This window comes from Paenibacillus medicaginis (assembly GCF_042138635.1).
Taxonomy (GTDB): domain Bacteria; phylum Bacillota; class Bacilli; order Paenibacillales; family Paenibacillaceae; genus Paenibacillus; species Paenibacillus medicaginis.
On the sequence record NZ_JBHIRY010000009.1, the window covers coordinates 121279 to 146600 of the forward strand.

At 45.6% G+C, this 25322-nt stretch carries 32 protein-coding genes; all 32 read right to left on the reverse strand.

Translation table 11 applies throughout. The features are described from left to right. Nucleotides 1–411, reverse strand: a complete 411-nt coding sequence (locus ACE5LO_RS11930) for a phage tail fiber protein (protein ID WP_375520242.1) — start codon at nt 409–411, stop codon at nt 1–3. A 12-nt stretch (nt 412–423) separates the two neighbouring features. Further along, a complete protein-coding gene (locus ACE5LO_RS11935; protein ID WP_375520243.1) occupies nt 424–978 on the reverse strand; it encodes a phage tail domain-containing protein in 555 nt (184 codons plus the stop codon). Continuing rightward, nucleotides 978–6344 (reverse strand): transglycosylase, encoded by a 5367-nt coding sequence (locus ACE5LO_RS11940; protein ID WP_375520244.1) that lies wholly within the window; start codon nt 6342–6344, stop codon nt 978–980. Before ACE5LO_RS11940 ends, ACE5LO_RS11935 begins: the two co-directional genes overlap by 1 nt. Before the next feature lie 89 nt (nt 6345–6433). Beyond that, a complete protein-coding gene (locus tag ACE5LO_RS11945; RefSeq protein ID WP_375520245.1) occupies nt 6434–6775 on the reverse strand; it encodes a hypothetical protein in 342 nt (113 codons plus the stop codon). Continuing rightward, nucleotides 6720–7061 (reverse strand): hypothetical protein, encoded by a 342-nt coding sequence (locus ACE5LO_RS11950; protein WP_375520246.1) that lies wholly within the window; start codon nt 7059–7061, stop codon nt 6720–6722. The genes ACE5LO_RS11945 and ACE5LO_RS11950 overlap by 56 nt, the downstream gene beginning before the upstream one ends. A gap of 69 nt (nt 7062–7130) precedes the next feature. Further along, complete coding sequence (locus ACE5LO_RS11955) at nt 7131–7919, reverse strand: hypothetical protein (RefSeq protein WP_375520247.1); 789 nt, start codon at nt 7917–7919, stop codon at nt 7131–7133. Nucleotides 7920–7961: 42 nt separating this feature from the next. Continuing rightward, nucleotides 7962–8174, reverse strand: a complete 213-nt coding sequence (locus ACE5LO_RS11960; RefSeq protein ID WP_375520248.1) for a hypothetical protein — start codon at nt 8172–8174, stop codon at nt 7962–7964. A gap of 106 nt (nt 8175–8280) precedes the next feature. Then, nucleotides 8281–8715 (reverse strand): hypothetical protein, encoded by a 435-nt coding sequence (locus ACE5LO_RS11965; RefSeq protein WP_375520249.1) that lies wholly within the window; start codon nt 8713–8715, stop codon nt 8281–8283. Next, nucleotides 8712–9290 carry a hypothetical protein gene (locus ACE5LO_RS11970; protein ID WP_375520250.1) on the reverse strand — a complete coding sequence of 193 codons (579 nt, stop codon included), beginning with the start codon at nt 9288–9290 and terminating at the stop codon, nt 8712–8714. The genes ACE5LO_RS11965 and ACE5LO_RS11970 overlap by 4 nt, the downstream gene beginning before the upstream one ends. Next, entirely contained in the window at nt 9287–9862 is a 576-nt protein-coding gene (locus tag ACE5LO_RS11975; RefSeq protein ID WP_375520251.1) for a hypothetical protein, read from the reverse strand. Before ACE5LO_RS11975 ends, ACE5LO_RS11970 begins: the two co-directional genes overlap by 4 nt. A gap of 10 nt (nt 9863–9872) precedes the next feature. After that, entirely contained in the window at nt 9873–10439 is a 567-nt protein-coding gene (locus ACE5LO_RS11980; protein WP_375520252.1) for a hypothetical protein, read from the reverse strand. Continuing rightward, nucleotides 10436–10846 (reverse strand): DUF4972 domain-containing protein, encoded by a 411-nt coding sequence (locus ACE5LO_RS11985; RefSeq protein ID WP_375520253.1) that lies wholly within the window; start codon nt 10844–10846, stop codon nt 10436–10438. Before ACE5LO_RS11985 ends, ACE5LO_RS11980 begins: the two co-directional genes overlap by 4 nt. Nucleotides 10847–10909: 63 nt before the next feature. Continuing rightward, complete coding sequence (locus ACE5LO_RS11990) at nt 10910–11911, reverse strand: hypothetical protein (protein WP_375520254.1); 1002 nt, start codon at nt 11909–11911, stop codon at nt 10910–10912. Nucleotides 11912–11914: 3 nt separating this feature from the next. Further along, a complete protein-coding gene (locus tag ACE5LO_RS11995; protein WP_375520255.1) occupies nt 11915–12967 on the reverse strand; it encodes a 3-oxoacyl-ACP reductase in 1053 nt (350 codons plus the stop codon). A 39-nt stretch (nt 12968–13006) separates the two neighbouring features. Further along, a complete protein-coding gene (locus ACE5LO_RS12000) occupies nt 13007–14356 on the reverse strand; it encodes a phage portal protein (protein WP_375520256.1) in 1350 nt (449 codons plus the stop codon). Nucleotides 14357–14573: 217 nt separating this feature from the next. Beyond that, a complete protein-coding gene (locus ACE5LO_RS12005; RefSeq protein ID WP_375520257.1) occupies nt 14574–16004 on the reverse strand; it encodes a DEAD/DEAH box helicase family protein in 1431 nt (476 codons plus the stop codon). Then, nucleotides 15931–17208: a terminase small subunit gene (locus ACE5LO_RS12010; RefSeq protein ID WP_375520258.1), complete on the reverse strand. Its 1278-nt coding sequence runs from the start codon at nt 17206–17208 to the stop codon at nt 15931–15933. The genes ACE5LO_RS12005 and ACE5LO_RS12010 overlap by 74 nt, the downstream gene beginning before the upstream one ends. A gap of 133 nt (nt 17209–17341) precedes the next feature. Next, the gene (locus tag ACE5LO_RS12015) at nt 17342–17941 is read right to left on the reverse strand and encodes a restriction endonuclease (RefSeq protein WP_375520259.1); all 600 of its coding nucleotides are present in this window, start codon (nt 17939–17941) and stop codon (nt 17342–17344) included. Between the two features lie 128 nt (nt 17942–18069). Continuing rightward, on the reverse strand, nt 18070–18333 hold the full coding sequence (locus ACE5LO_RS12020; RefSeq protein WP_375520260.1) for a hypothetical protein: 264 nt from the start codon (nt 18331–18333) through the stop codon (nt 18070–18072). 475 nt (nt 18334–18808) lie between these two features. Beyond that, nucleotides 18809–19078 (reverse strand): hypothetical protein, encoded by a 270-nt coding sequence (locus ACE5LO_RS12025; protein WP_375520261.1) that lies wholly within the window; start codon nt 19076–19078, stop codon nt 18809–18811. Nucleotides 19079–19207: 129 nt separating this feature from the next. Continuing rightward, nucleotides 19208–19867, reverse strand: coding sequence for a hypothetical protein (locus ACE5LO_RS12030; RefSeq protein WP_375520262.1), 660 nt, complete (start codon nt 19865–19867; stop codon nt 19208–19210). Then, nucleotides 19864–20247, reverse strand: coding sequence for a hypothetical protein (locus ACE5LO_RS12035; protein ID WP_375520263.1), 384 nt, complete (start codon nt 20245–20247; stop codon nt 19864–19866). Before ACE5LO_RS12035 ends, ACE5LO_RS12030 begins: the two co-directional genes overlap by 4 nt. Before the next feature lie 77 nt (nt 20248–20324). After that, nucleotides 20325–20840 (reverse strand): hypothetical protein, encoded by a 516-nt coding sequence (locus ACE5LO_RS12040; protein WP_375520264.1) that lies wholly within the window; start codon nt 20838–20840, stop codon nt 20325–20327. After that, on the reverse strand, nt 20833–21210 hold the full coding sequence (locus tag ACE5LO_RS12045) for a hypothetical protein (RefSeq protein WP_375520265.1): 378 nt from the start codon (nt 21208–21210) through the stop codon (nt 20833–20835). The genes ACE5LO_RS12040 and ACE5LO_RS12045 overlap by 8 nt, the downstream gene beginning before the upstream one ends. Next, nucleotides 21207–21461, reverse strand: a complete 255-nt coding sequence (locus ACE5LO_RS12050; RefSeq protein ID WP_375520266.1) for a hypothetical protein — start codon at nt 21459–21461, stop codon at nt 21207–21209. Before ACE5LO_RS12050 ends, ACE5LO_RS12045 begins: the two co-directional genes overlap by 4 nt. A gap of 14 nt (nt 21462–21475) precedes the next feature. Beyond that, nucleotides 21476–21775 (reverse strand): hypothetical protein, encoded by a 300-nt coding sequence (locus tag ACE5LO_RS12055; protein WP_375520267.1) that lies wholly within the window; start codon nt 21773–21775, stop codon nt 21476–21478. A 17-nt stretch (nt 21776–21792) separates the two neighbouring features. Beyond that, the gene (locus ACE5LO_RS12060) at nt 21793–22104 is read right to left on the reverse strand and encodes a hypothetical protein (protein ID WP_375520268.1); all 312 of its coding nucleotides are present in this window, start codon (nt 22102–22104) and stop codon (nt 21793–21795) included. Nucleotides 22105–22141: 37 nt separating this feature from the next. Then, on the reverse strand, nt 22142–22330 hold the full coding sequence (locus tag ACE5LO_RS12065; protein ID WP_375520269.1) for a hypothetical protein: 189 nt from the start codon (nt 22328–22330) through the stop codon (nt 22142–22144). A gap of 42 nt (nt 22331–22372) precedes the next feature. Further along, a complete protein-coding gene (locus tag ACE5LO_RS12070) occupies nt 22373–22924 on the reverse strand; it encodes a hypothetical protein (RefSeq protein WP_375520270.1) in 552 nt (183 codons plus the stop codon). Nucleotides 22925–22970: 46 nt separating this feature from the next. Continuing rightward, the gene (locus tag ACE5LO_RS12075) at nt 22971–23618 is read right to left on the reverse strand and encodes a hypothetical protein (RefSeq protein ID WP_375520271.1); all 648 of its coding nucleotides are present in this window, start codon (nt 23616–23618) and stop codon (nt 22971–22973) included. Nucleotides 23619–23740: 122 nt separating this feature from the next. Next, nucleotides 23741–24850, reverse strand: a complete 1110-nt coding sequence (locus ACE5LO_RS12080) for a DNA-methyltransferase (RefSeq protein ID WP_375520272.1) — start codon at nt 24848–24850, stop codon at nt 23741–23743. After that, a complete protein-coding gene (locus tag ACE5LO_RS12085) occupies nt 24847–25314 on the reverse strand; it encodes a hypothetical protein (protein ID WP_375520273.1) in 468 nt (155 codons plus the stop codon). The genes ACE5LO_RS12080 and ACE5LO_RS12085 overlap by 4 nt, the downstream gene beginning before the upstream one ends. Nucleotides 25315–25322 lie beyond the last annotated feature (8 nt).

Here is a 25322-nt window from a genome sequence, read left to right on the forward strand (position 1 = left end):
TCACCCCTCGTTAACTTTAAGTTGCCCAGCCAAAAACCGCAGGGTATCATTCGTCTCTGCCGTGCGCGGCGTGGTAATGGCTCCGTGATAGATCAGATTGCCACCAGCTGCAGCGTCTCTTATGCCCACATGTGTGATTAACCCCCATTTGGCTGACGCAATGGGAAAAACCACATCTCCTGCGCTGGCTACAACTGCCCGCCGATCCTGGAGCACCGGGGCCGAAAACGTAACCGGGCGTCGGGCGTATCCTCCCCCAACCACCTCTTGTCCCGTGTCCGAATCCGTTGGCGCACTGGTATACAGAGCGACATACACCTGTGACGGCGGTGTGAACGGGATTCCGCGCAACGCTGCGTTAACACAGGCCATTTTCCAGTAATTCGATTTACTCAAAAGTACCTCTGCCAATATTAAAACCTCCTATTCTACTTGATATTCATTAGTAATTCGAAAATTCTGTATGATGTTATTGCCGGTGTTAGTCAACACGATGATAGGACTTGCCCTTTCATCCCCGTTAGAAGTAACAGCTATCATTTGCGGTGACTGCGTAATGATGACCTCTGTAATATTTTCATCGCTCTCCGGAAAGGGATGCTCCCCCATCTTTATAGGGATGGTTAGATCACCATCAAACAGAATCTTTTCGATGTCTAACGTACCGGCATAACGCCCGATGTATCGCCTTCCTGGCAAATCAGAAAATGTGAATACGATATCCCCCTTTTTAGCATTAAAAAGAGCCGCCACTCGGGCGACTCTCCTATGGTAATCAAGGGTTGTATCATCTGCCATGACGACGCATTCCAGGTTAATTATTCGTGGTCCGTAGGTGCTACCGAAATCCAATTCCCCATCACGTTCGGCAATTTCAAGGCTATAATCCTTTGTCGGCGGCAATACGGGGATATTATGTTTTTTCAACCCTAACCCGATGGATTTAAAGGAAACACCATTTACTGTGGCATCAATCATCAAGACTTGCCTCCCCTCGCTTGTAATCTCCGAATCAGGTTATCCTTTTCAGACCAGAACACCTTTGCTGCCGATTCGTCTTCAATGTAAGTATCTCCGGAATTTATTGCGAAGTGGTTACTGATTTGCTGCGGATATGCTCCACCTGAAGCCATGGGCATTGAAAACTCTGGCATTGAAAAATCAAGTGAAGGCATTTTGAAATTAATGAATTTAAACAAATTGCTTTGCTGCTGATCATTCAAATATATTTCCCCTGCACGGGCAATGACCGGCACCTCAGCTCCTCTATCCCCCTGGACAATACCACCCGAATGAAATTTTTGGAGTTTACCTGAATCTTTCGTAATGCCGTATTTTTTTCTGAGTTCTTCATTCTCTTTATGAGCAGTGGCCTTTTCTGCTGCACTTCCGGAATACCACTTATCTATATTGGCATTGTAACGCGCAAGGTCCTTTTCTTTTTGGGTACTCGAATTTACATCACTGGTGTCCAGTGACGCTGATAGGGAAGTATTGCTTATTTCAGCCATTTTTGCTTGGTAGTCTGCAATGAACTGGTCTAACTGAAGCAATATTTCGGCGTTTTTCTCTGTTTCTTTACTGATTTGTGTGTTTTTCAAGTCTTCGGCCTTAGATTCAACGCCGTCAGAATATTCATCATATTTGCTGATCAGTTGGTCATAATGTTGCTTGGATGCCTCAATTTGATCATTGTAATCCTTTTCCCGCTCAGTTTTTTCGTCCTGCAACTTCTTCTTCTGATCTTCCAACCCGCGCCGTGCTAAAGTCCGGTTGTGGTCACGCTGCATATCTTCGATGTCTTTCTCAACCTGTTTTCTTTCGGCAATGCCTTCAGGACCAACCGCCGATTGGAGTAAAGCAAGACGAGCCTGTTTTTCGGCCATAGCACGCTCATAATCCTCGTCTTCATTGTCGGTTTGCATCTTGGCAAGTAAGTCATCTATCGCTTTAATTTTGGCGTCCTGAGCTTCTACAAAGGCGTCTCGTTCCGCCTCAATCCGCTTCACTTCTTCATCACGGGATTTTTCAAGCGCTTCTTTTTCCTTCTTCGCAGCCTCAGCGGCTGCTTTCTGCTGATCTTCCAATAACTGCTTCTTCAAATCGTGGACCTGAACATCTATCTCCATTCTTTGTTCAGATCCCTCTTTGTAAAGAGCCTGCATTTTCTCCCAAGCAGTGATCTGATCCGATATCGAAATAGTTTCCATACTCTTTTGGTGATTAATTCGTTTTTGAAAATCAGACAGGAATTCATCTTCCAGCGCTTTACGCTTCTCATAGATTTTCTGTTGCAAGTCAAAGCTCTGTTCAACGGTACGGTCTTTGTCCTTGCTCATCCGCATATAGGCATCGTATTCCATCTTGAGAATAGCGATTTGGCTTTGTCCGGCCATTTCCATTTTAGCCGTTTCTTTATCAATCCAGGCTTCTGAATTTTGGTAACGAAGCTCATTGTATTTGACGGTAAGATCGTAAATTTGCTTTTGAATCTCACGTTTATTAGCTGGCAACAGGTTGGATTTCGTTTGTTCCTTCATATAAAAATCAAGGCTGGATTTGACTATTTCGATTTCCTGTTTGTTGGCCTGCCTCATACGCTCTGTCTTCCGCTCAAGCATTTCTACATCTTCTTGATACCTGGAGTCATTGAGTTTTTGAACATCCCGGCCCCACTGCTTCAGAGCGTCTTTGTCTTCGGATAAATACTGCTTATGCCGCTGAGCCAAACGTTTGTATCCTGCTATCTGCTGGTCTATCGACCACTCATTTCGTTCAGCAATGTACTTAAAGTTATCAAGTTCGTTGTCGTAATTATCTTTACGAGCGGCCTCCGCATCCTTAGCTGCTTTTTCTGCTGCACGTTCGGCATCACTCTTGCCTTTTTTGCCACTGCTACCTTTTGAACCGGAATCACTGACGCCAAATTTGGGATCTTTATAAAGAGCACCCAGAGCCTTTATTTTGTTATCATAGCTTTGCATTTCTTTTTCATATTCACTATAAATAGCATCAGCAGCTTTTTCTTTTGTGGCCTGCTCAACCCCAGCCTGCTGCCACTCATTCTTGAAATATTTTAGATCATCTGGCCTTGACAACGAGGCTTCACTTATCGTTTTGGCACCATTAAGTTTCGCTTTCAGATCAGCAAGGCTTCTAATTGCTGATGCCTCAATATTGTAAGCCTTTAACCTTTCCTCAACTGCAAGCTTAGAGTTGAATGTGGAAGCTTTCTCAGATTTTAGATCATCGATTGCTTTTTGAATTTTCGCTTTTCGGAGCACCTCTACGGCATCTTTCTCAAATTTCCATCCATCTGCCGTTTTATAAATTTCCGTTGCTAATTGAGGATATTTTAGTATCAGTTCCGTGGCAGCATCAGCATTGAGAGATTGTCCGTTTGCAAGGTCGTTCAAGAGATTGTTCATCTCGGATACTGCAGTACCATTCCCTTCGATTTGTTCCCTTAAATCTGCAAGGGCTTCCTCTTGTGCTTTGGCACTTTCGGCAGCAGTTCCCGTTTTGCCTGCAAACTGATCAAGTGCATCCACTGCAACTTGACCTAACTGTACTGCAACATCAGCGGCAGAGGCGGCAAGTTCGCGATTCTCTTTCTCCAACTCAGCTATTCGATCCTGAAAAGGTTTAATTGTATCAGATGCCTGACTTAGACTTTCTCCACTAAATACACTCTTAAAAAATTGACCCACTTGGGAAGCTAGGCTTTCCATCTGCGCTTTTGTTTTTTCTAACTCTTCGTTATTCTTCTTAAGTTGTTCATTGAGGTCATTTTGCTGACCCTCCAAGAGATTTTTTCTAGCCTCTTTTTGCTTTTCAATTAATGTGTTTAAGGCGTTTACTTGCATTTGTACAGCCTGTTCACTGAAATTAGCAGCCTCTAATTGTTTCGCTCCATCCTCACCAACAGTTATAATTAATGCTTTAGTCACTTCTTCTAACTGTTTCTTTATTTGCGTTTGTTTCTCAATGGATGATCCACTGATTTTAAGTGATTCAGAGAGTGATTTATGGGCATTAACAAGCTTCGGGAGTAAGTCAATTTGTCGTTGATATTGGCTGATCAATTGTTGAGAAGCTGCATCTTCATCTTTTAAGTTTTGCATTCTTTCCCTTGCAGCCTTTTCTTCCTTCCCGCTTTGCATTGCCACTACAGTAATGATTCCAGCCAGTAACGCCAATCCCGCTGTCGCCCCTGCCATCGCTACAGTCGATAATGCCTGTGCTCTAGACATAGCCGTAGTTGCAACAGTTGCTGCAGTTGTGGCGGCAGTAGAAGCCTGGGTTGCTGTAGTGCGCTGTACAGTAGATAACGTCACTCCTTGCGAAGAAACGATATTAACCTCGTTAGCTGTTGTATTGGCTGCTATAGCCACTGTTTCTGCGGCCTTGGCTGTTGTTAAAACCTTCACAGCAGCTATTACATTCAGAATCGGGCCGCTAAGTGCTTTATAAGCTAAAAGCAATCCTCCGATAGCAGCCGTACCCTCAAATACCCCTGGTGGCACTTTGGTAAGCCCTATAAGTAACTGGTCAATCGCGTCCAGCACATCTTTAATCATACGGCGAAGTCCATCATCACCAGCATTGTTGAATATTTCCAACAAAGAGGCTTTAGTTTGTGCAGCCTTTCGCTGAATGGTATCCATCTGAACTTTCAGATACTCCATCGTGGATCCGGTTGACCCAATTGAGGCTGCTGTACCTAGCAAGATATCTCCGGCGTTTAATGATGCGGCCAACTTGGCATATTGATAGACACCGCGCGAGATATCCGCATAAGATTTGGTTAAGTCATAGTTTTTATCAATAACCTTCGTTGATAGGTCCAGCAAGATATCCTCTGCTTTTCTCCATTGTTCCTGTCCATCTACGACTTCCTTTGTGGCGACCCCTAAGCGTTCAATTTCTCCTACAGCCTTATCCGTCCGGATTGTACCAAGCACCGTTTTCCACATGTTACCCAAGTTTTCCCCTGACAGCGCAGTATTCCGGACACCCGCTGAAATCAAGCCGTTCATAAAGTCAAATGAAACACCAGTTTCTGCAGCGATTTTACCAGTGCGCTCAAAGGCGGCTCCTATATCCCGCGCTGGTGCCATAGTGTCATGTGCTACCTTACTCCAGCTATCCAGTACCCGGCCGCCGAGAACCATTGCATCATTGCTATCCTTCACCTGAACGCCGTATTGGGCGAATGTCGATTCCATTGATTTCGTAGCATCTTCCAGGGAAACAAGGTCTACCGTTGACAACATGGTAGATTTGCGCACCATCTCCTGTACTACGCCTACATCCTTATACATCCGGCCCCAAAGCCTCGCCGACTCAGTAACATCCATGATTTCCGCGCCCAGGTCATGAGCCGTCCGAATGAATTTGGTTGTTTCGTCGTGCAGTTTTTCTGTGTTCATCACCATTTCCTTGGTGCCTTCGTTGTACTCAAGGAAATAATGTTCGTTCGTTTGGATATAGCCCGCCATGTTTGACTCTATCCCAACTAATCCCTCTCTTAAGCCTTCCTGAAGCTTATACAAGGCCGCATAAGCGGTATGAAATACGACGGCATGAGTAGCCATGTCACCGAGCTTATTTACCCAATTTGGAGTAATATTGAAGGTTCGTTTCATTTGGGCTTCAGTTTGGCTCAGGGCACGACGAATCTTCTGCTCCTCTTGCAGCACCTTTTCACGGACTTGTGCCTCTTTTTGTTCTCGCGCATTTAGAGCGTTAATCCAAAACTTTTCATATTCCTGTGCGTTCTTCCTTGCCTGCTGCGCTTCTTTCTCAGCCAGTTGAGACAGCTTCGTCCTAATAGCCTGTTCTTCCATAAGGACTCGTTCACGCGTTCTGTCATCCGTCCCGGCACCTGAAGCCTTTGCCGCTTTCTGACCGGTTATAGTCGCCTTGTTCTGCAAAGCTTGCATTCGCAGCTGGTGTTCCCGCTCCTGCTGCTCTATAGCGTCCTCCCGTTTTTTTACAATGGCCTGCTGCGCCCTAAGTTTCTCATCTGTTATTTTGTTCGCTTGGTCCAATTGATTCTTCCGGGCTGTTGCTAATTCGGCTTGTGCAGTGCGTTGTTTAACAAGAGCTTCGGATTCAGCAAGGATCTTCTTTCTTCTGTCCTCTGCGGACAAGGCAAACTTATCCGCACTACTGGCAAGAGATTTGAAATTCTTCTCGCTTACAGCCAGTTCGGCATTCAGCACTTTAAATGATTCTGCATTGGCCCTTGCCCCATTATCGATTACCTTAAAGGCAGGCAGGATTTTGCTTGTATCCAAGCTTATACGTGCGCCCACTACATCTTTACTTAAATCTGTCACTTCAATCACCTCTCATGTGGATCAGGAAACATTTCCTGACCTAAATACAGAAAAAAGAGGCATCCTGCATAATTGCGGATGCCTCTTTCTCACTTTCCGAAAAAGCCAAGATCAGATAGCTTCCTGGCTTTTTTCGGCTTTTTATTTTCCACCTTACCGCCGTGAAGAATGATTTCGAATTCCCGGTTTTTGTTCTTGGCTTTCATAAGGGCCCTGATTTTAGGAATGGTCATATTAGGCCATTCTGAATCTGTTATCCCGTTACTTATGCATAAAGCCCAAAGTTCCAACCAATCCGTTTCATGATCATTCCCTTCATCCTCCTCCGGCTCGTCCTCGTCTTCGTCAGCTGAGTCTGGGTCAGGCGGAAATGACTCAGAATAGAAATCGGTCCAGCAGGTTGTCCAGTTCTGCAATACCGTCTTGGTCAATCTGTTCATACTCTTCTTCAGTTATTCCCTCAACCAACACAAGGTTAAATGCTTTTTTGTATGTTTCTTCTACTTCCTTCCAGTCAACGGCTTCACGCTCTTCTGTAGCTTCCCACTTCTTACGACCGATTGAGAAAGAGAACTTGTATGTCATCCCGTCCATTTCTTCACGAACTTGGCGGATCAACGCAATGGTCCCAATCTTCACATGCTTTTTGATTCCCTCTGCCAATCTGATTTCTGTTCCGATGTTCAGCGTTTTATCCATTTCTTTGTCTGTACTCATTTTAATTTTCCCTCCCAAATGTATGTTAACCCTCTGATAGATTGACCAGAGGGTTTGTTAATTTGAAATCTAGATACCAAAAATCAGTTCTGCTGCATAGCCATCAGGATTATCCGGACTAATGCCAGGGTCCATGATCTCCAGCGCCAATGTATTACTTGTAGCTTTCTTCCGCTCCTGCGATACGTCCGTCGTACCTCCGCCAAGCGCCTTCCAAATCGTCAACTGGCAAGGCACTTCATTGCCTGTTCTGTCATCGGCGAGTGAAAAGCGGTGTACAAACTTAAACGGCTTCGGGCGGCGTATGCCACTTAATCCGCTCCGGGTGCCCTTTTCTTTGGACCATTTATATGTTACCGCTATTAACTTATTGCCATTTGAAGCATCGGATTTTATGTTCCCATCGGCAGTAATAACATATTGTTCTGCTGTTGGTGTAGAGGCGACACGGGTGAGTTCGGTAAGTTCACCAGTTTCTATATCTTTCAAATACACCTTGTCACTGGCAGCCACTAAAGCTCCTTTGAATTTCGCAGGAGCTTTGATTGTGTAACCAGAAGCGGCATCCAAAAAACCTTGCTCTGTTTCATCAAAATATACCGTACCTTTTTCGGATTCAGCGCCTTGGAATATCTCCGCAAGGATATTCGAAAAACGTGGAATTTCAATGCTAGCTTTGTCGGCCAAGTCTTGAGCTGTATAGTGGAATGCATAGCCGCTATCGCCGCCCATAACTTTTTGCCAATCGAACTGAAGCTGCAGTGTTACTTTGGTAATTTTGTCGTCCAGATATTTCAACTTTCCATCTGGCCCATAAATCTGGACTGTTCCTACTCCATCAAAAACAATTGGTTCCATTAATTCATCCCCCTAATTGAAAAATAAAAAGAACCGGCCACATTATTTGACCAGTTCCCACAAGCGTTTATCAATTTCAGTAATACGCTGATATTCCTCAGTTTCTCTGTAACCTTCAATCGGTTCCAGATCACCCATGATGCCCAGCTTCTTTGCAAGATTGATTTTCTCATCAATCAGCTTTTCCACCTCAGATGCTGTTTTTTTAACATTAACCGGTGCTTGCGCTGATTGCTGAACTGTATCCTCCGCCATTTTACTCACCTCACTTTCCGCAGAACACTTTTCAAATGCATTCCAATAGATATTGCAACCTCCGCAGTGTGCTTGATTGCTTCGTTGATATTCATCGATTTACACCTCAATTCATCCGCAGATAGTCTACATCAAAAATAGCCTTGTATCCCTTTGCTCCCTGGATGTCGGTTGCAAAATCAGAATCATAGGCCAGCACGCACAGATAAGAAGTAAATCCCTGAGCGTACAGTTTTCTTTCGTGTAGCACCTTGAAAACTCGTTCGAACATTAATTTAGCTTCATAGGCGGTCTTGCCATAAAAGTCGATGCAGAACTTACCTTCAAAGACCAGCGGATTAGCCGCATAACGCCCTGGCATGACGTATTGGCAGATATGTGGGACTGTATCCTTACTGACTGTTATCTCAGGCTCCATACCCTTTGTAAATCGTTTTACGATCTCGGCAGAAGGTGATGAAAGAGTAAGATTCATAATAGCCATAAGCTCTGAATCTGCCTTCAAAACGTTCTGAACAGCGTCAATTAAATGTAGGCTCACTCCTTCACCTCCTTGAAGTACCTGTGATAAGGAAACTCAGTTATGATGCGACTAATACCATCCAGAATACGTTTGCGGTTCGACTGAATTGCTATGCGCAAGAAGTAGGTAGGCGGCGTGGCCTTGAACGAAGGATCAATATCTCCGCGCTCTGCCAGCTCCTCCAGATCTACACCCGCATATCCACCCTTTGATTCTTTCATCGTTCCGTCAATTGCCCGGTATTTTCCGAATGAACGGCCAACGATAACCCGGCTCCCTTTCGACCGCAGCCGGTTCCAGGCCTCACTATTCATGTAATTTATTAGTCCGGGGTTTTGGCTGGAATCAGCCATCTTGGAGCCTTTACCAAACTGCTCAAGCCATGCCTGCCAATAGTCCGCCGTAATATCACCTGATATCATTTGGTTTGCCAGAACAAACATGTGCATTTCCAGGTGATCCCGTACTGCCGGATAATACCTAATCCCGCTTTTGGCTGTAAGTAAGACCAGTTTGGTTAAGCCGGTAATTTCAACAGCCAACTTATTCTCCAAATCCTTGGTTGCCCGCGCTGTATCATAGCCCGTAATCATATCCGGTCCTCAGACAGTTGCACATGTAGCAGATTAGGATACTTCACCCTATCAACCACATCTACCCGGTATGTCTTCTCGCCCATTACGATTCGGTCAGGAATAGATGTGCTTGTCTCCTCTGGTCTCTTTACATCAACCGTTGTCTGCATCTGTAAAACAAAAACGGTACTCGGTAGCAATCCCGGTTCCTGCTGCCGCAATTCCGCTGTGACATACTGTGCGAAGCAGACAACATCAGCAGAAACAGATACAAATTCAGGACCACTTATCGGGTTATCGTTTGAATCATAGGACTGCTGATAGCGCTGGACTTCGATTAAAGCGTTCGTTTTAATCAAAGAACAGTAGTTATCCCGATCTACAGTTTTCCTCAGTGTTAATACAAGGAAATTATCCTCAGTCTGTACCAGTGAACCACGATAAACGAGTGATTCAGGGGAGAACACACCGTTGTAAACGTATTCTTTGCCCATTACCGTCGTCGCTTTGGTTTCCCTGGAGAGAATGACCGCATCCTCGCTTCCGTCCACCAAGCAAGGAGTGTGACGGTGTGAGAACTCATAGAACATCTTTCTTCACCTACCTAAATGACCTATGTTCGAACTCTGAAAGCAGGTCGGCTATCTCAGGTGTAATCATGCTGTTGCCAAAGTATTCGATGCTATAGTCGAAGTCCTTCTTCGACTTCACGTTGGTATTCGGATTTCCGACTAACTGTCCAATGATCAGGCCACATGCCACCTTGACCTTATCAGGTATCGTATCCCAACCGCTGGTATACGTTACTTCTAGCTCTTCATATTCCGAACCGAAAGAAGAATAACCACACCAGACCGTACCGATATCCTTGTCTATATCAATCGTGCTGATATCAGAGATTGATTCGAATCCTGGCGGACCGAAGAAATTGCCCATCAATCCCTGCTTAGGCCTACCTTTTACCTCTTTCACCTCTATAACTGGATAATAGGACAAATGACCTCGTTGCTGATCCGTAAGCGGTATGCGTTCGGTGTAGTTTGTTACTCCAATCTCACGCCTGCACCGCCCATCAATAATTGCAGACGCTCGGATGATCAAAGCTTCTGTGAGTTTCACTCCTGGCGGAACAAAGCCTGTATCTGTTATTTCAAGATATTGGCTCATTCTACATATCCGGCGTCAGCCAGCTCATCCGCAAGTTCATTAGGTAACTGAGCCTCTCCATCCACAAAGTTCACGACAGTGTTCTTAAAATGGATTGTGTGAGGGCCTTTCTTCTGGCTCGGTGTACCTCGAAGAGATACTTTCCGAATAACAGGCTCCAGTTTCTCAATTTCCGTTTCCAGGAAGGTTTGCTTGGCAGTGTTCAGTTCTGTTGTTTGAGCATCAAACTGACTCGGTTCAGCACCATCAGTACTAACCAATGTTTCCGCTGCAGCAATAGCTTCCTTGAAGGAGTCTACCGATTGTTGCGGAAACTGCCCGTCATCCTCACCGATCACCGATTTATCTAGCAATGTATTGCATTCAGTAATTGCATCCTTCAACTTCTCCAAGTTAGATTTAGCCAACCCTATCATCTCCTCTAAGTGTGAGAGACGGCCATTTTGACCGCCTCCACATCTGGAATTTTATTAACCTACTGCTGTAATTGTAGGACGCTCAATAGTACCGTAGGCATGAGCATAGCTTGGCCCCTTGGCAACAGGAGCGCCATATTTGATACCTACATATTGTTCCTGCAGGCTTCCCGTTGTACCAAGCTGGAACAGATAAATTCCTTTCTCACCTACATAGTGGTATTCGATCATTGGTTCCGTCACAATTGCAATACCATAGTCCGTATTCGATGCTGTTTTAGCGTTGACGGATGAAGTGATAAAAGGTTCTGGAATAATCGGCAGCAGTCCAGCAGCGGTCATAATAGCAAGCACCTCTAAACCAGCAACGGTCGTCTTTTTGATGTTACTGATCTGTGTTTCATTGTTGGCTGCGTTTCGCTCTTCTTCCTCCAGGTAGTGATGACCGATAGGGTGAATATAGATAGCGGTTGGCATGAGTTCGTAAAGCTCACTTGCTACCATCGCAGCGACCTTCGCCCGAATAGCAGAAACAATGGATGCTGTTGGACCAACTGTGAAAGTGTTCGTGATTTGAGTGGCAAGTCCCACATATTGAAGAGTTGCAGGAACTGCTAACCCTGTGTCAGTACCTCTCCAAAGAGCCTTACCATGAGTAAGGCCGATGCCGTTAAGCATATCATTCAGGTCCTTCGCTTTAAGCTCAGGGAAATTATTTTGTTGCTGGCCGAGCGTAATGTCATAATGACCAAAGTTGACTTGGTTCGTCAGAGCTTTGATTTTCACACCATGAGGAGTACGTTGATTGCTAGTGGCATTTGCCGATGGATTACGTGGATCGACGAACTCACCACCATTGACAGTATTTTGTTCATAGTAAGTGGAAATGTCCCCTGTAGCCGGTACATAATTTAATCTTCCGTCCAGAATAGAAGTTCGGCGTAATACGTCTGTAATTTCCTTTTGGAAATCATCAGTAATGATTGCTCCCGGCCCTTGGAACTGAGTTGCGGCAGCAATTGAAACGAATTGCGCTACTCCAACACGGTTATTCATAGATTACACACTCTCTTTCTCAGCGAATTGAGCTTTCGCCTGCAATTTAAGTTTGAACGATTCGGATGACGGCAGATCCAGGGCATCTACAGAAGCACAGAATGTCTTGTAATCTGTGACTTCGCTTCCCCCGTTAATGTCAGTCTTCCCGAACTTTGAAAGCAGCGAAGACGCGCTAAATGTTTTGCGCTCCGGTTCTGCTGGAGGCGTGCCTTTAGCTTTTATTTCCTTCAACTCATTTTCTAGCTCTGCCACTTTGTCCTTAGCGGCTTTCAAGTCTGCAGCAGTTTGCTCCTCTGCTGTCTTTTTCTCTTCCTCTTCTTTGGCCGCCTTCATGTTAGTAAGATCAGTTTTGATTGAACCAACCTCCGTAACAACGCTCTGCACGCTGGATGTAATGGACGTCATTCCTTCTTGTAATGCCTTCATAGCATCTTCCATTGCCTTAATTTGTTCTGGCGTCATTTCGACATCCCCCTGTTCTTTTTTTGAATTACGAGCAGCAAAGCTCGTTGTTTTATAAGCTGCAGCTTCAGCAAACAGGATAGCTGCACCTGTACCGCAAAACTCAATTACATCCAGCACATCCTCAGCATCAGACGCATTCTGTACCGACGCTTCCATTTCAAGGGATGCGCCGAATTGATATTCGCTCCAGTTGTACTCAGCAGCCAAGCCGTTGTAATAACGAATCGTTGCTACGACATCTGGAAAATCCTTACCGTAAATGTAACCTTCAACCCATGCGTATCCATCCATTGCACGATATGCCTTTTCTATTACGGCAACCTTAAATCTAGGATCGTGATCCGACATGCCGTTGACGTAATCAATGTTGAGCGCCATGCCCACAAAGGTATGTAAGCACTGGTCACAAACACCGGATGAAATGCGAATCTTCTTGCCGCCAGCTCCATGAGGTGAACCGTCACTCGGCTGATCGACTGCGAATAGAGCGCATTTAAAAGGGACCTTGTTCGGATGGTTTCCTGCATCTGACATGCTAAAATCCTGAACACGCATCGTCTGCCTGCTCATTTTCAATGTTTTAAGCATTTAGGTTCTCACCCCCTCTCGGGACAAAATAAAAAACACCTACTCTTCAGCGGTGTCGAAAGCTTCTTCTTCGGTTTTATCGTCTGGAGGATCACCTTCAGGAAGATTGCTTAACTGCCTTTCCTTCTCCGCTTGCATCTCTTCCTGGGTTTTGTTTAAATCAACGATTGATGCTTTGCCTGGTTGTAATAGAACCTCGCCGTGTTTGTTAGGCAGTGCCTTACGCGCCAAACTGTCACGGACCTCATCAGGAGTTATCGTCCGCCGATCCAGATAAATCGCATCGATATCAGCTTTCAACTTCTGGTCCTTCAGCGATGTGGCGTAGTGGAATTTAAACTCAATCACTCCGCCAAGATTAAAAATTCCGTCTATGATGTGATTGTTGATATGCTCCACTATGTTCTCCGCGATGGATTCTACTGTATCATTGGTGTCTTCATCTTCACTATCGGCTGTGCTGCGATTTACATCCTTGGTTTGGCCTAATTTCTTTGGCGATATATCAAAGGCGATAGCAACAATCTCAATCAAGAACCGTTGCCACTCAAGAAAAAGGGCCTTATCATCTGTAGCCCCGAGGTCAAGCACACTTGGATTTTCTCCGCCTATTATTGGGTTAAGCCCTCGTCCAAGGACTTCGTTTTCCCAATAAGCACGAAATGCTGAAACAGCCTTAGCATCAGCGTTCTTACCGAGATTGATCAATTTCCGAATAACAGTGTTTGAAGCCTGTTTCCCCGCTGAGCGGTGGGCGGATATAAAACTTTCTACCGTTTCCCAAACCGTTTCAAGTGGTGAAAGTCCAAAAGGCGTATTGGCTCTCGGATTCATTCGTATATACATAAGCTCAGATGATTTCAAATGTACATACTTGCCGTTTACCCGTTGAGCATACCTGTACGAGTTTGGTTTACCATCCCATTCAGGATATAGATCAATCGAAAACGAATCTACAGGATACATTCTAAATGGCCTTAGAGGATCGCCAGCCTTAAGGATCTCCGATGAACCGGCGCTGCACACAAGCATATCCTCAACCATTTGCTCTATCCATGAACGGAATGAATCACCAGAATTCGGCTTCAACAAAGTCCGTTCGATAATTTTGCATATCTCTCGGTACTTCTCCGTTTCACTCTCATCAATTGCCGCGACAGACCAATTAAGCTTTGTGATCCCGTTCTTAATAACGTTAATCGCCCTGCGTGGTATTGGGGATTCTGATAATTTTCGTAAGTTGGTTGGTGTTCGCTTAGGAGCAGGCTGGTTACTACCCTTACTCATCATGAACCCAAACGGAAACGGATAGTCCTCCGTTTGCCGCTCGGGTTCATTCTTTGGCCTGCCTGCTGCCAGCCAATTAATTAGCCACTGTCTTACACCCAAATCACAACCTCCTTTCCGGCAAACAAAAAAGAAGGCAGGAAAACTTTCCTGGCCTTCTGCATTCGTTCATATTTCTATAGATAAATAATATCATTGAGTTATTGTGGTATTACTACGGATTTCTATGAACTAATATTAAAGATCAGATTTTAGACTAGAGCGCCCTTGAGTAGCATTATAAAAAACTATGCTAGCAGTAAAACAAATATCGGAAATATCAACCGAACGCGAAACTACTTTTGGTCGGAACATTTGCAAAAGCTAACACTAGACCATCAGCTCTGTCTGGAGACTGAAGCCCTCGTTTCTGTTTCTTCATATCCTCTTTACGTTCCAAATAAATCCGCCCATTGCTCCCCATTTTCCATTTCCTTGTTGTGAGCTGCGAAATAAGCTTTTCATCATCCGGCAGTTCCAATACTCCAGGTACACCGAGAATATAATTACTCATGTTTTCTTCCAACATGTCTTTGACTTGGCCCCATAGCTCTGATCCAAGATTTCCATAGTGCTCATCCTCTGCAGCAGATCCATTATTTACAGGAACGATAATGTATCCTAAACTGCGCTCTTCATTAATCTCATTCAGCCGATCCGTTACAGCTCCACCTATTCCGCTATCATCAATTCGAATTTCAACCTCATCTACCTCAGGTCGCTCTGCCTTCACATCATCAATCAAGCGCAACACCCAGCCGGTGGTTGTCATCGTGTCCTGTTTGTGGTGAAAATGCGTTTTGACTACCTTACCACCCATGCGTGCATACATGGTTGTTTCGTCATCCCCGAACCGGGCCACGTCTACGCCGACAAACAGTTTTGTTCCAGAAGGTTCAACTTTAACTTCATCCTTCGCAAATTCAGCAGCTTCCAAAGAAATGAATGTATCCGATTCACCACGCGGAAATTCCCCTTCTACGCGGACGCGCCATACATCACTTCCTTCTCCATATTTCCGCTTAAGCATGGCAATGTTTTCTTTACTTGTTCTCGGGCTGTCCAGGCAGGATACCTTGCGAGTTTTGTAATCTGCCCTATCCTTATTATGCGAGTCAAAAAAAACACCCGACGTCTTTGTCGGGTTGCCGCACATCAGCAATTTATTAAACTCACCGGACAATGTACCTAAAATAGCCTCCATTATCGGATCGGCAACGCCTGAAGCTTCGTCAACGATAAACAGCATATAGTCTTCATGAAAGCCTTGCATGTTCTCAGGTTTCGTTGCAGTCCGGGCCGTTGCAAACCAGCGTTCCTCATAATTCTTCATATAGATTTTGGTCTTAGTCCATTTCAAGATTCGCTTCAAGACCGGGCTTTTTGACTGCCATTTATTAATTTCAGCCCATAACACATCATGCAGTTGCTGCCTTGTAGGAGCAGTACAAATCACTTTGGGATATGGGAAACAGGACAAGAACCATAATGCTGTTGCCGCTTCCAAACCTGTTTTCCCCACACCCTGGCCTGATCGGACTGAAACACGCGGGCTATTAGCCAAATCCATGAGAGTTTGAGCCTGCCAATCATCAGGAAAGAATTTGAGCATTTCTTGACAGAACAGAACGGGGTTATTACGGTACTCGGGAATCCGCTTCTTGAACGCTTGAAATCTCCGCTTCGTCTCCGGCGAACTCTTCGTCCTCATCGCCTACCACCGCCTCTACCCAATCATCAATTAGTTCATCCTCTGCATCGCCTTCGCCGGTGATCTTCGCCTTTTCAAGCTCCAGTTTTTCGCGCTGCATTTTTAGTTTTTCATCCACGACCATACGTTTATGTTTATCTGGCAGCAAGTCCATGTATTTAGTAAGCACATCCAGAGCCTTTGTTTTGTCATGCAGCTTAACGCTCACTCCATCCTTGCCCTGCTTGACTTCCGAAACCAGCGTTCCATCAATTTCATCACTGTTTTTAAAAGCTACATAATTGTATCTGTATTTCTTCGTTTCCCCGGTATCCGGATCGAAGACCGGGCCATCCAATCCAATAACATCTTCTTCCTTTTGACCAAATTCCACATAATCTGTAATGTCCGCAAACGCAATCTTCATGTATTCCATCAGTACACGTTGAGCATTCAATCCTACCTCGTCCATCAGAGATGCGTTGTAATTCTGTATTGCGGCCTTAATTTCAGGTTTCCTCAATAACTCCCATCCAATTGAATATGCTGTCTTCTTGCTGTAACCAGCAGCCATTGCCGCCCTGGTCGCGTTGAAATCCCTCAAGTATTCCATCACGAATATCCGCTGCTTTGGCGTTAGCCCCTCATCGTCTGGAATTTCTGGCTCTGGCTTCTCTTCGATTACTGGAACGATCTTTTCTGTTTTGGAACGTTCCGTATTTTCGTAGCGTTCCGGTACTCTTTTCGGAACGTTCTTTATTTTTGGAACCGGAGCGCTCTCTTTAGAAATGGCTTCAGCCGTCTGAGATGTAGCGTATACCTCTCGCGGTTTATCGCCTTGATATGGACCAACCAGTTTCATTTGCTCCATTGCATCAATCAAACGCGCCGCCCTGGTATACCCTATTCGCAACCTCCGTTGTAATAAAGTAACCGAGGCTTGTTTGGCCTCGGTTACTAGTCGAACAGCAGATATGAATAATTCGTCTTGCGTTCCATCATCTTCTGTTCCGTTCTCTATATGCGTTCCTTTCTCTTCGGAACGCTCTATTTCAATGACTTCCTCGGTGAGCAGGTTTTCCCACTTGTCTTTAGCCTTCCATCCTCTTACCGTACCTTCAGATACACTAAGTTGAGAGGCTATATCAGTGAGACGTATGCTTCCGGAACTGGCCTTATATAGTTCAAATGCTTCATCCCGTTTAGGATCTCTCTTTCGTCCCATCTCTTAATCATTCACCCCTTTAGATAATGTATCTGAAGCCAAGGAAAAGTTTCCTGAACAAAAAAAGCACCCCGAAGGATGCTTCTCTATTCGATCCGATTTTATGTAGGTCGGGTTTCGCTTGGCACTAAATTTACCCTGTTTTCCTATTCGGAACTTTTTTGTGTTTCATTTGCAACATCATTTCAACGAGTTGGTTTCTGTTGATTAACTTCACTTTATTTGACTTCGCTAATTGATAAGCCGATTCTGTGAAATCGCTATTAGTGACCACCCACGCCTCGGATGCCCTATAATGAGCAATTGCTGCCTGTGCCTCTTGAACTGCTTTAATTCCAACATTTTTACTGTAGCGCTTTGCTTGTACTACAATCTTTGTGCCATTCTTAGACAATATAAGATCAGCCCCGAAATCCCCAGAAGCCTTTGTCACTCTTGCATTATAGCCTTGGGAGGTAAACAGATAACTTAGATATCTTTCAAATTGGAATCCGTCCATTTTATCAACTTCAGCAATTCCGGATCTTCTTAACTTTTCTTTGTGAGCTGCCCTTCTGGATGCAAGAATAAGAGTACATATCACAAAAACTACAATAGCCATTACAAACGCGGCAGTAATGTTTTTGGCCAGACTGAATGTTAAAAAGAACCCAATTAACATTGATAGTCCAACAATCCCCTGAATAAACTCTTCCGCCTGTCTTGCTTTACTTTTTCTTCTTCGCCTTGCCATAGTAATCCCCCTTTATTTGTATATATCGGCAAAAAGGGGATTTGTGTTAATACGTTATAGTGACTATGCAAAAGGCAGGACCCGTGAAAAGACATCGCAAATTTAAAAACCGCCATTGGCGGCTCATTTCACATTACTTTGTTATTAATATAGTCCGTTATTAATACATCCCAACTCAGCATAACGAAATATTCATCTCCGTTGTTCATTTCGGCAATAACCTGCTCATGGGGACCAACTTTCAGGCGTTTCAAATCCTTCTCGAATAACTCTTCAAATCCATCGCCGCTTTCGGTGATTACACCGCCCACTACCTTGCCCAAAAAAGACTTTTCATGTGCCAATCTCGTCCTAATCTTTTCTAAATTCATTTCCTCTCTTTGCTTGTCCATTGTATAACCCTCCCTGGATGTTTGAATACATCCTTATCATAGCCATTTCCGGGTACGGGAAGCAACATGTACTGAATAAGGCTACAAAAGAGCAACGATATCCCGTTACTCCTTGTGTAGATATTTACTTTGATGCGGCAAGTTTTTTATCATAATATCCTGGCGTTTAAGGCCCCAGGACGCCCCTGCGAGTCTCACCGTTAACGGCTGCAGTCACCGGAAGGAGTCTTTCGGCACGGGAGACGTGAGGGATAATCGCGCTTTCCGGGAGTGACCCGGGCAGCACCATAATAAGATGTGGGCAAGGATTTACACCTTGCATGTCCGTCAGGCATATCACAATATACCCAACCACCGTCTATCCCTGCAAAGGGGGCGACACCCGGCAGCATGTGTTTTGCAGTCAGCCAACCTTACCCCTGGGCGCGTCTACCTATTCCGCCACCACATCATTTCGTGCTCCTAAACGTAATGATTACTTCAATCGCTCAATCAGGTCAAGCAGATGCTGCGGAACCGTACGGCCATCTTTCTCCGTGCCGTCAGCCTTGATAACCAGTTGCTCATATTCACCTGCAGCTGCTGGCACAACAGGATAACCATATGCGTGCTGGCCTTCGAATTCGACCACCCCGCCGTTTGTGTTTTCTTTCGCTGTCTTCTCAGTTGCGACGACATGCAAGAACCCGTGCTTGTCCAAGTAGGCGAATCCGCCTGTCGTTACTGCTGATGCTTCTGTAGCCATGTTAAAATTCCTCCTGAAAAATTCTCGTATTTTGTTGCTAAGTACAGTGTAAGATTCTTCTACTATTGTTCCGCTGCGGATTTATGACTTTGAAACACAAAAAACCGCAAAGGCATAAGCCTTTACGGTTTAATTAACAACTGGCATTCTGAGCCCAATTTCACCTTCTCGCTTTCGACCATAGTCAATAGTGACAAAGTCCAATGTCCGGTTAACATTTAAGCTGTTGGCTATGTTAACAATGGCCTTGCGCCGTTTTTCTGAAAATGTCGTTTCTGCGATACCCGGTATATCTTTGCGATAACCTTTTTTCATATATTGTTGTGCTTTTAAGTACTTCAAACCGTCCACGAACAGCAATTTTGCTACAAGACCTTCATGCGGATCACGAATATTGTTGATTGCAAACCGGATGTTGTTTGTGATAAAGAGATAGAACTTGTAATTTATATGCCGTTGATCCTTGAGAAGCACTGCATTTGCCGTTACGTCTGCAGTCAATTCTTGTCCAGTTACTCTTTTGGCAACCGAACCTTCTGCTGCAAGTAAATCATACGCCGACATGCCATTTTCGATCTGCTTCTGGGAATATTCGTAGTTTTTTATCACATCGATCATATCAGTATACTTCCCCAAGAGCCACTTTGTTTTTCGGATATCCTCAAAAACAAGGTCATCGAAAAAGTTAACTTGTATTATCTTCTGTGTGTCAGCAAAATCATCTTCTCTACTGCTCAGAATTACAGTTGTATTTTCAAGCTGGGATTTGGCATGTGTGTTATCAGTCATGGTTGTTCACCTTCATTTTGTATGAGTTCTTCAATAGAAAAATTATCTTGATAGGCGCCACACTTGGGACAAACAAAATCCGCTCCTTCTTCTTTTGATTCGATAGGAAATATATTCGTTGTATCGAAACCTTTGATTGTTTCTTCGTTCCATTTTTCTGCTGAATTAATTTCTCCGCATTCCCCGCATTTGAATTTTCTTTGTGGTGTATCTGGTGAGTCAGGAGTAAAGGAACCGGATTCGACTGCATGGCGAACGCTATTTAAACCAGCTAATCTGCCTGCAATATACGCGTCCGAATTGCCATCCCTTAGCCTTACGTGTTCCATCTCATTTGCTATCCAATCAAGTTGCTTCCCTTTATCCAGTGTTTCATCCATATTCATATACTCCTTTCACCCATTCCCACCATATCGAGCATGTCCTCGATATGGTGGGTTGTTGTATATGGGGAGGGTTATTCCCCTAATGCTTTACGGGCCAAGCTTCCACGATCACGCCCAACTTTTGATGGGACAACTTCGGCTTCTCCTGTTTCGTCATATGTGTGAGAACATTCATAATGAGAGTTGACCGAATAAAATTTGAGTGCCTTACGTAGTTGCTGTATCTCTGCTTCCTGCTCTGCAAGCTCCTCAGTTTTACTGATAAGTTGCCGCTGTAGCTCCGCTGCCTTATGTTCCATCATGAGATATTGACGATCAGTGTTATCAAAAGCTTTTTCCCATTGTTTGCTGTTCAGCTTTGCAGTGTCCCGATCCAGAAGAACTAATTCCAACGTTTCTACTAAAAATTCGATGTATTCAGGAGCCTTGGCTATCAGATTTGCGTTGCCCTTGTGCGATACATCCCAAGCTACTTCATTCATTCCGTAGTAAACATGACACTCGCCTTGATCTCCATGTTTCACTTCCCATGGCCCCGGCGTAGCTGCTGCTAATGCTTGTTTGATCTCTTCTATAGGTTCACTCATGCCTCTGTACCTCCTTTAAGGTCATATATGCAGCCTCAGCCCTCTGGCGAGGTGTGGCGGTTATGAATGATATAATTTCGTCATTTGTCCAAACGATGTCCCAATTTAGATCGCGTGGATATACCTCTGTAATAATACCTGCGAGATTATTGAGATATCCGTGTTTGTCTTTTGCTATTGCTGCTGCCTGTACCTCCAGAGAGGCAGTATGGTCGGTGCAAGGATTCCATTTCTCCGGCAGACGAAAGCGATTTTCATCAATCCACCAAACAAAGTCACGTTTCTTATTCGGGTCGCCGCCTGATTTCCATCCCATCAACTCAGCCAGCTTGAGGTTAAGATCCCCGTCTGCCATCTGTACTTGTGTCATGACTGTTCTTCCTCCCTCACTTCAATCCTAAATAATGCCAGTATCTTAGATAACTGCGCCCTTGGCGGCGCTCCAAACGCATGAATCTTCTCAATCTCTGCTTTCCAATAGGTTGTACAATCATCAAATGCCTTACTGCGGGCCTTTTGTCGCGCATCCTCTACAATATGGTTTATCGCTAGTTCAATGGTTTCCTGGGCATTCTCAACCATCAGGAACACATGATTTCCGTGTCTCTCATAATCTTTCATTCTTATTGCCCTCCTCACCATTCATTGCGTTCACGGACAATCTCCAGTTCCGCTTGTGTCAGTACCACCGGCACAGGATCATAATTATCTTTAACAAACTGAACGTCGTTACTGATCGGCAGGCTGGAGAAAAAATTGTAACAATCCTCAATGTCCTGATCGCCGGGCTCCGTTAGGTCATTCCTGATGATCAACAGAGCATCCGTCAACACCGTTGTATCCAGAAATTCATCCGACCAGTCACCGCATTCAATACCATCGCACAGATACCGTCCTTCTTTGCCCTTCGCTTTGAATGCTATTGCTTTAATCATTTGTATATCCCTCCCTGTTAAGGCCGCGCTGTAACTCTCAAAAGCGCCTCCAGTGTTTGCTTTTCAACGCGATTCCGCTCCTCGTTCGCCAAATGCTCAAAATTCGGGTGGTAATAAACTTCTGGTTTTCGTCCCTCCCTCTTCTTGTGGCAAAGTTCGCCAGTCTTAACGGCAGCATTGAGCGCAGAACGCACCTGAGCAGGAAGTGACTTAACGATCTGCACCCTAGCCATTAGTACCTTCTCAACATTTGCCCTATCTGCGGTCATTTCTCCACGCCGAACCATGTCTCGTAGCCATTCCCAGTCGTTTTGATTCAGTTTGCTCATCGCTATCACTCCTTTGGGTTAAGAGGCCCGAAGGCCCCTATCTGATTCGTGTAATCTTGCAGTCATCACCCAACTGCACAGATTCTCCAAGCTCCATTTTCGGAAGCCAAACAGCCATGTCCTGTGCATCGACTTCAAAATAAGTTCGGTTCTGAACATCGTCAATCACATCTTCGAAATCACCAAAAAAATTCTCTTCTCCTTCAATCAGCACACTGTACTCCATGCTTATCGCTCCTTTGATATAGGGTTATAGGGTAAGAGGCTGTTAAGCCTCTCCCGTCCTGACTTCGCTGCAGATGCCTTCAAAATCAAACTCGCTCAGTATCTTTAACAGCCGCTCTACCTTTGGAGCTCTCCAAGCTGTCATGGCATACGTGTGAGCTTTGGGTGTGTAGTGATAATGGTTCGCTTTGATATGTTGCTTTGCCTCAGCCTTGGTTAAGAACATCGTGTTTTCACGAACAAAGCGCTCTTCTCGCTCGGGATGGAGGGTTGCCCCTTCGTCGTAATGGTCCTTAATCCATTCGAAGGCACTTTCCTCGCATCCGATTTCGTCAAATTCCTCTAAATCCTCCTGTGATAGGTCTTCCTTGTCCAGAATCTCTTTAAGGAAATAATTAATTTCATAAGACTCGCCATCATTCGGCAAATAAACAGAAAAGCGTTCAGCGTTATCCTCGGAACATTCAACCCATTTATAGTCTCCTACTGACCAGAATCGCGGAGCTGCTTGGGAATCTATATCCTGGCTATTAAGCTCCTTTTGCAATTGGGCCAGGAATTCAATATCTTTCATCTGCTCAAATGTCAGTGACATGTATATCTCTCCTTTGGGATGGGGGATGTATATATACCCCTTTATATCAAAATAGGCTCATTTGCATCATTTCACGCGGCTGATACGGTACCCACTGTTCCCCGTACTCCTGCATCCACTGTTCTGGAGTTTTACGTCTATTCCACTTGCTTCGCGGAATCCAACTCGTATTGTCTCCCTGTACAGCCGCCAGATAAGGTGCAAACCATTCATGTTTCATCATTCCGAGCAAATGTACTTTGGCCCGGATAGGCTGGAGCAGCAGATTGTCCAGATATCGCATACGCTCGTCATCCTGCATACGAACTGTGCCGCCGATGAATACCAGCCCATCACCCTGCAGCAACCTCACGTCACCGCCCGGTTGTAAGATCGGCACCGGATTGTACCCTCGACGCCTCATGTCCTTGAGATACCAAGCGGTAACTTCCGGATCACCAATCTCATCATATTGCATATATACGTGTCTAGACTTGGCGTGCCGGTCAAGGTATGTCCGGTATCCCTGATAGCTGATGCAGTCCTCAGTAAACGTTCCGGGGTCCCATATGACCGTTCTGTGCCTCATGTATGGTTCAAGCCATGATGGATATTTCCTTAAGAGTGTCGCGCTCAGGAGCCAATAAGGGACGCTGCTGGCCTGCTCAGCAAGATGTTTTCTGTTCACCCCGGCAACATATATGATTCGCTTCACAGCTCCACCTGCTTTATTTCCGATTTATGACCCCTTGGCAGAGACAGCATATCTCCCTGGCTGTTTCGATCCGTTTGCAGCAGCTGCAGAGCTTACGCTTCATCCTGTATCCGTCCTCTCCCCTATAAAATCAGCGTGGGCTGAATTATTGCCGTCCGCCGCTCCGCAATCTCCACGTACTGACCGCCCATTTCAATGATGGTGCATTCCCGGTTATTCTCCAGAGCAACCTTGAGAGTTGTTCCGGATCCGCCGAATGGGTCAAGCACCGCCCCCCCCACTGGCGCCCCGGCTAAGATTCCGGTTTCTGTGATTTCCTCCGGCATAACAGCAAAATGGGCTTCTTTAAATTGCGCCGTTGCCACCGTCCATACTGACCGCTTATTCCGAGTACCAAAATACTCGATATCCTCCCGGTCCGGGCGGTGCTGCTTTGGCTGACCCGGTACATCCCCCTCGTTAACCGTACGGGCGAAGCTGTACGCCTTGCCGACTGCTTTCATTCTCCCATTGGTCTTAGCCCCACCGTTCGCCCGATCACTGCCACTCTGCCCCTTGATATCCTGAGACAGCCGAGCAAGGCTTGATTCAGCCATGTGTTCCTTAATTGCCTCTTTGTCGTAGTAGTACCGCTCCGACTTGGCCAGTAGGAATACATATTCGTGTGCTTTGGTCGGCCTGTCCTGGACGCTCTCAGGCATTGGGTTAGGTTTGGCCCATATGTTATCCATGCGCAGGTACCAGCCGTCTGCTTGGAGCGCAAATGCTACGCGCCACGGCATGCCTATAAGGTCTTTTGCTTTCAACCCGTTCGGCATTGATCTCCCGGGCCTTACCCGGTCAATGTCGCCCTGCTTATCAGACAAGTAATGTTTACCGTGGTATCGAGCATTAAACCCCTCATCTCTCCTCGGACCCGCTCCGGCATAGCTGTCTCCATAATTGAGCCATAATGTACCGTCATCTCGGAGCACCCTCCAGACCTCACGGAATACCGCTACGCTATGAGCAACGAACATTTCCGGCGTCGGCTCCAGCCCCAGGCAGCCAGTCCATTCAGGCACCGTTATGGACGGCAATCCCGGCATAGGCGTATATGTTACCTCCGGCCAATAGGAGGGCTTGAGTCCGTAATCCCGAAGCCCAAAATATGGCGGACTAGTCACACACGTATTAAATGAGCCTGCCAGCAGCGTCGGCATTACCTCAAGGCAGTTGCCGTATAGTATCATCCTGTATCCGTCCTTTCCCATTGCAATAAGATTAACCCCCTGTGCTTACTCTTGCCGATTCGCCGCCAGCCTGCCCGCTTAAAGCAGCAGCCGGGATTGATACTACGTACCTTGGAGGCATCGACATAGGTTATAATGCCGTCCGGTGGCGGAGTGCCCCATTCGGCAATTGTGGCCGTTACCGCTGCGTGAATCATATCGGAACTAAGAAGACCGCTCTCATTCCGAAAAATCGTACACTCCCAGGCGTTCAGTCCGTCATCCCTGACGCCTGACCATGTTACCCATACGGCGCTTCCGTCCGCTGTCCGCAATACAAGGTTCCGGCCTGGACGCGTGAACATCGGGTGACCGGGATGCTGGCGGGAATAGTGCCGGTCGGCCAGCAGGCGGCAGGAAGTGTCACCCTTGTGAGTCAGCAGCCACGGACCGTATTGCGGCATATCAAACATGAGTTGATTCATCTATCCGT

Excerpts from the sequence above, each read along its gene's own strand:
- ACE5LO_RS11970 (WP_375520250.1), bottom strand. The coding sequence starts at position 9,290 with ATGATTACGGGCTATGATACAGCGCGGGCAACCAAGGATTTGGAGAAT.
- ACE5LO_RS12005 (WP_375520257.1), bottom strand. The coding sequence starts at position 16,004 with ATGAGGACGAAGAGTTCGCCGGAGACGAAGCGGAGATTTCAAGCGTTC.
- ACE5LO_RS11990 (WP_375520254.1), bottom strand. The coding sequence starts at position 11,911 with ATGAATAACCGTGTTGGAGTAGCGCAATTCGTTTCAATTGCTGCCGCA.
- ACE5LO_RS11955 (WP_375520247.1), bottom strand. The coding sequence starts at position 7,919 with ATGGAACCAATTGTTTTTGATGGAGTAGGAACAGTCCAGATTTATGGG.
- ACE5LO_RS12080 (WP_375520272.1), bottom strand. The coding sequence starts at position 24,850 with ATGATACTATACGGCAACTGCCTTGAGGTAATGCCGACGCTGCTGGCA.
- ACE5LO_RS11960 (WP_375520248.1), bottom strand. The coding sequence starts at position 8,174 with ATGGCGGAGGATACAGTTCAGCAATCAGCGCAAGCACCGGTTAATGTT.
- ACE5LO_RS12030 (WP_375520262.1), bottom strand. The coding sequence starts at position 19,867 with ATGACTGATAACACACATGCCAAATCCCAGCTTGAAAATACAACTGTA.
- ACE5LO_RS12010 (WP_375520258.1), bottom strand. The coding sequence starts at position 17,208 with ATGGGACGAAAGAGAGATCCTAAACGGGATGAAGCATTTGAACTATAT.
- ACE5LO_RS11935 (WP_375520243.1), bottom strand. The coding sequence starts at position 978 with ATGATTGATGCCACAGTAAATGGTGTTTCCTTTAAATCCATCGGGTTA.
- ACE5LO_RS12085 (WP_375520273.1), bottom strand. The coding sequence starts at position 25,314 with ATGAATCAACTCATGTTTGATATGCCGCAATACGGTCCGTGGCTGCTG.
- ACE5LO_RS12055 (WP_375520267.1), bottom strand. The coding sequence starts at position 21,775 with ATGATTAAAGCAATAGCATTCAAAGCGAAGGGCAAAGAAGGACGGTAT.
- ACE5LO_RS11975 (WP_375520251.1), bottom strand. The coding sequence starts at position 9,862 with ATGTTCTATGAGTTCTCACACCGTCACACTCCTTGCTTGGTGGACGGA.
- ACE5LO_RS12020 (WP_375520260.1), bottom strand. The coding sequence starts at position 18,333 with ATGGACAAGCAAAGAGAGGAAATGAATTTAGAAAAGATTAGGACGAGA.
- ACE5LO_RS12040 (WP_375520264.1), bottom strand. The coding sequence starts at position 20,840 with ATGAGTGAACCTATAGAAGAGATCAAACAAGCATTAGCAGCAGCTACG.
- ACE5LO_RS12045 (WP_375520265.1), bottom strand. The coding sequence starts at position 21,210 with ATGACACAAGTACAGATGGCAGACGGGGATCTTAACCTCAAGCTGGCT.
- ACE5LO_RS11980 (WP_375520252.1), bottom strand. The coding sequence starts at position 10,439 with ATGAGCCAATATCTTGAAATAACAGATACAGGCTTTGTTCCGCCAGGA.
- ACE5LO_RS12015 (WP_375520259.1), bottom strand. The coding sequence starts at position 17,941 with ATGGCAAGGCGAAGAAGAAAAAGTAAAGCAAGACAGGCGGAAGAGTTT.
- ACE5LO_RS11995 (WP_375520255.1), bottom strand. The coding sequence starts at position 12,967 with ATGCTTAAAACATTGAAAATGAGCAGGCAGACGATGCGTGTTCAGGAT.
- ACE5LO_RS12025 (WP_375520261.1), bottom strand. The coding sequence starts at position 19,078 with ATGGCTACAGAAGCATCAGCAGTAACGACAGGCGGATTCGCCTACTTG.
- ACE5LO_RS12065 (WP_375520269.1), bottom strand. The coding sequence starts at position 22,330 with ATGGAGTACAGTGTGCTGATTGAAGGAGAAGAGAATTTTTTTGGTGAT.
- ACE5LO_RS12050 (WP_375520266.1), bottom strand. The coding sequence starts at position 21,461 with ATGAAAGATTATGAGAGACACGGAAATCATGTGTTCCTGATGGTTGAG.
- ACE5LO_RS12060 (WP_375520268.1), bottom strand. The coding sequence starts at position 22,104 with ATGAGCAAACTGAATCAAAACGACTGGGAATGGCTACGAGACATGGTT.
- ACE5LO_RS11950 (WP_375520246.1), bottom strand. The coding sequence starts at position 7,061 with ATGAGTACAGACAAAGAAATGGATAAAACGCTGAACATCGGAACAGAA.
- ACE5LO_RS12035 (WP_375520263.1), bottom strand. The coding sequence starts at position 20,247 with ATGGATGAAACACTGGATAAAGGGAAGCAACTTGATTGGATAGCAAAT.
- ACE5LO_RS12070 (WP_375520270.1), bottom strand. The coding sequence starts at position 22,924 with ATGTCACTGACATTTGAGCAGATGAAAGATATTGAATTCCTGGCCCAA.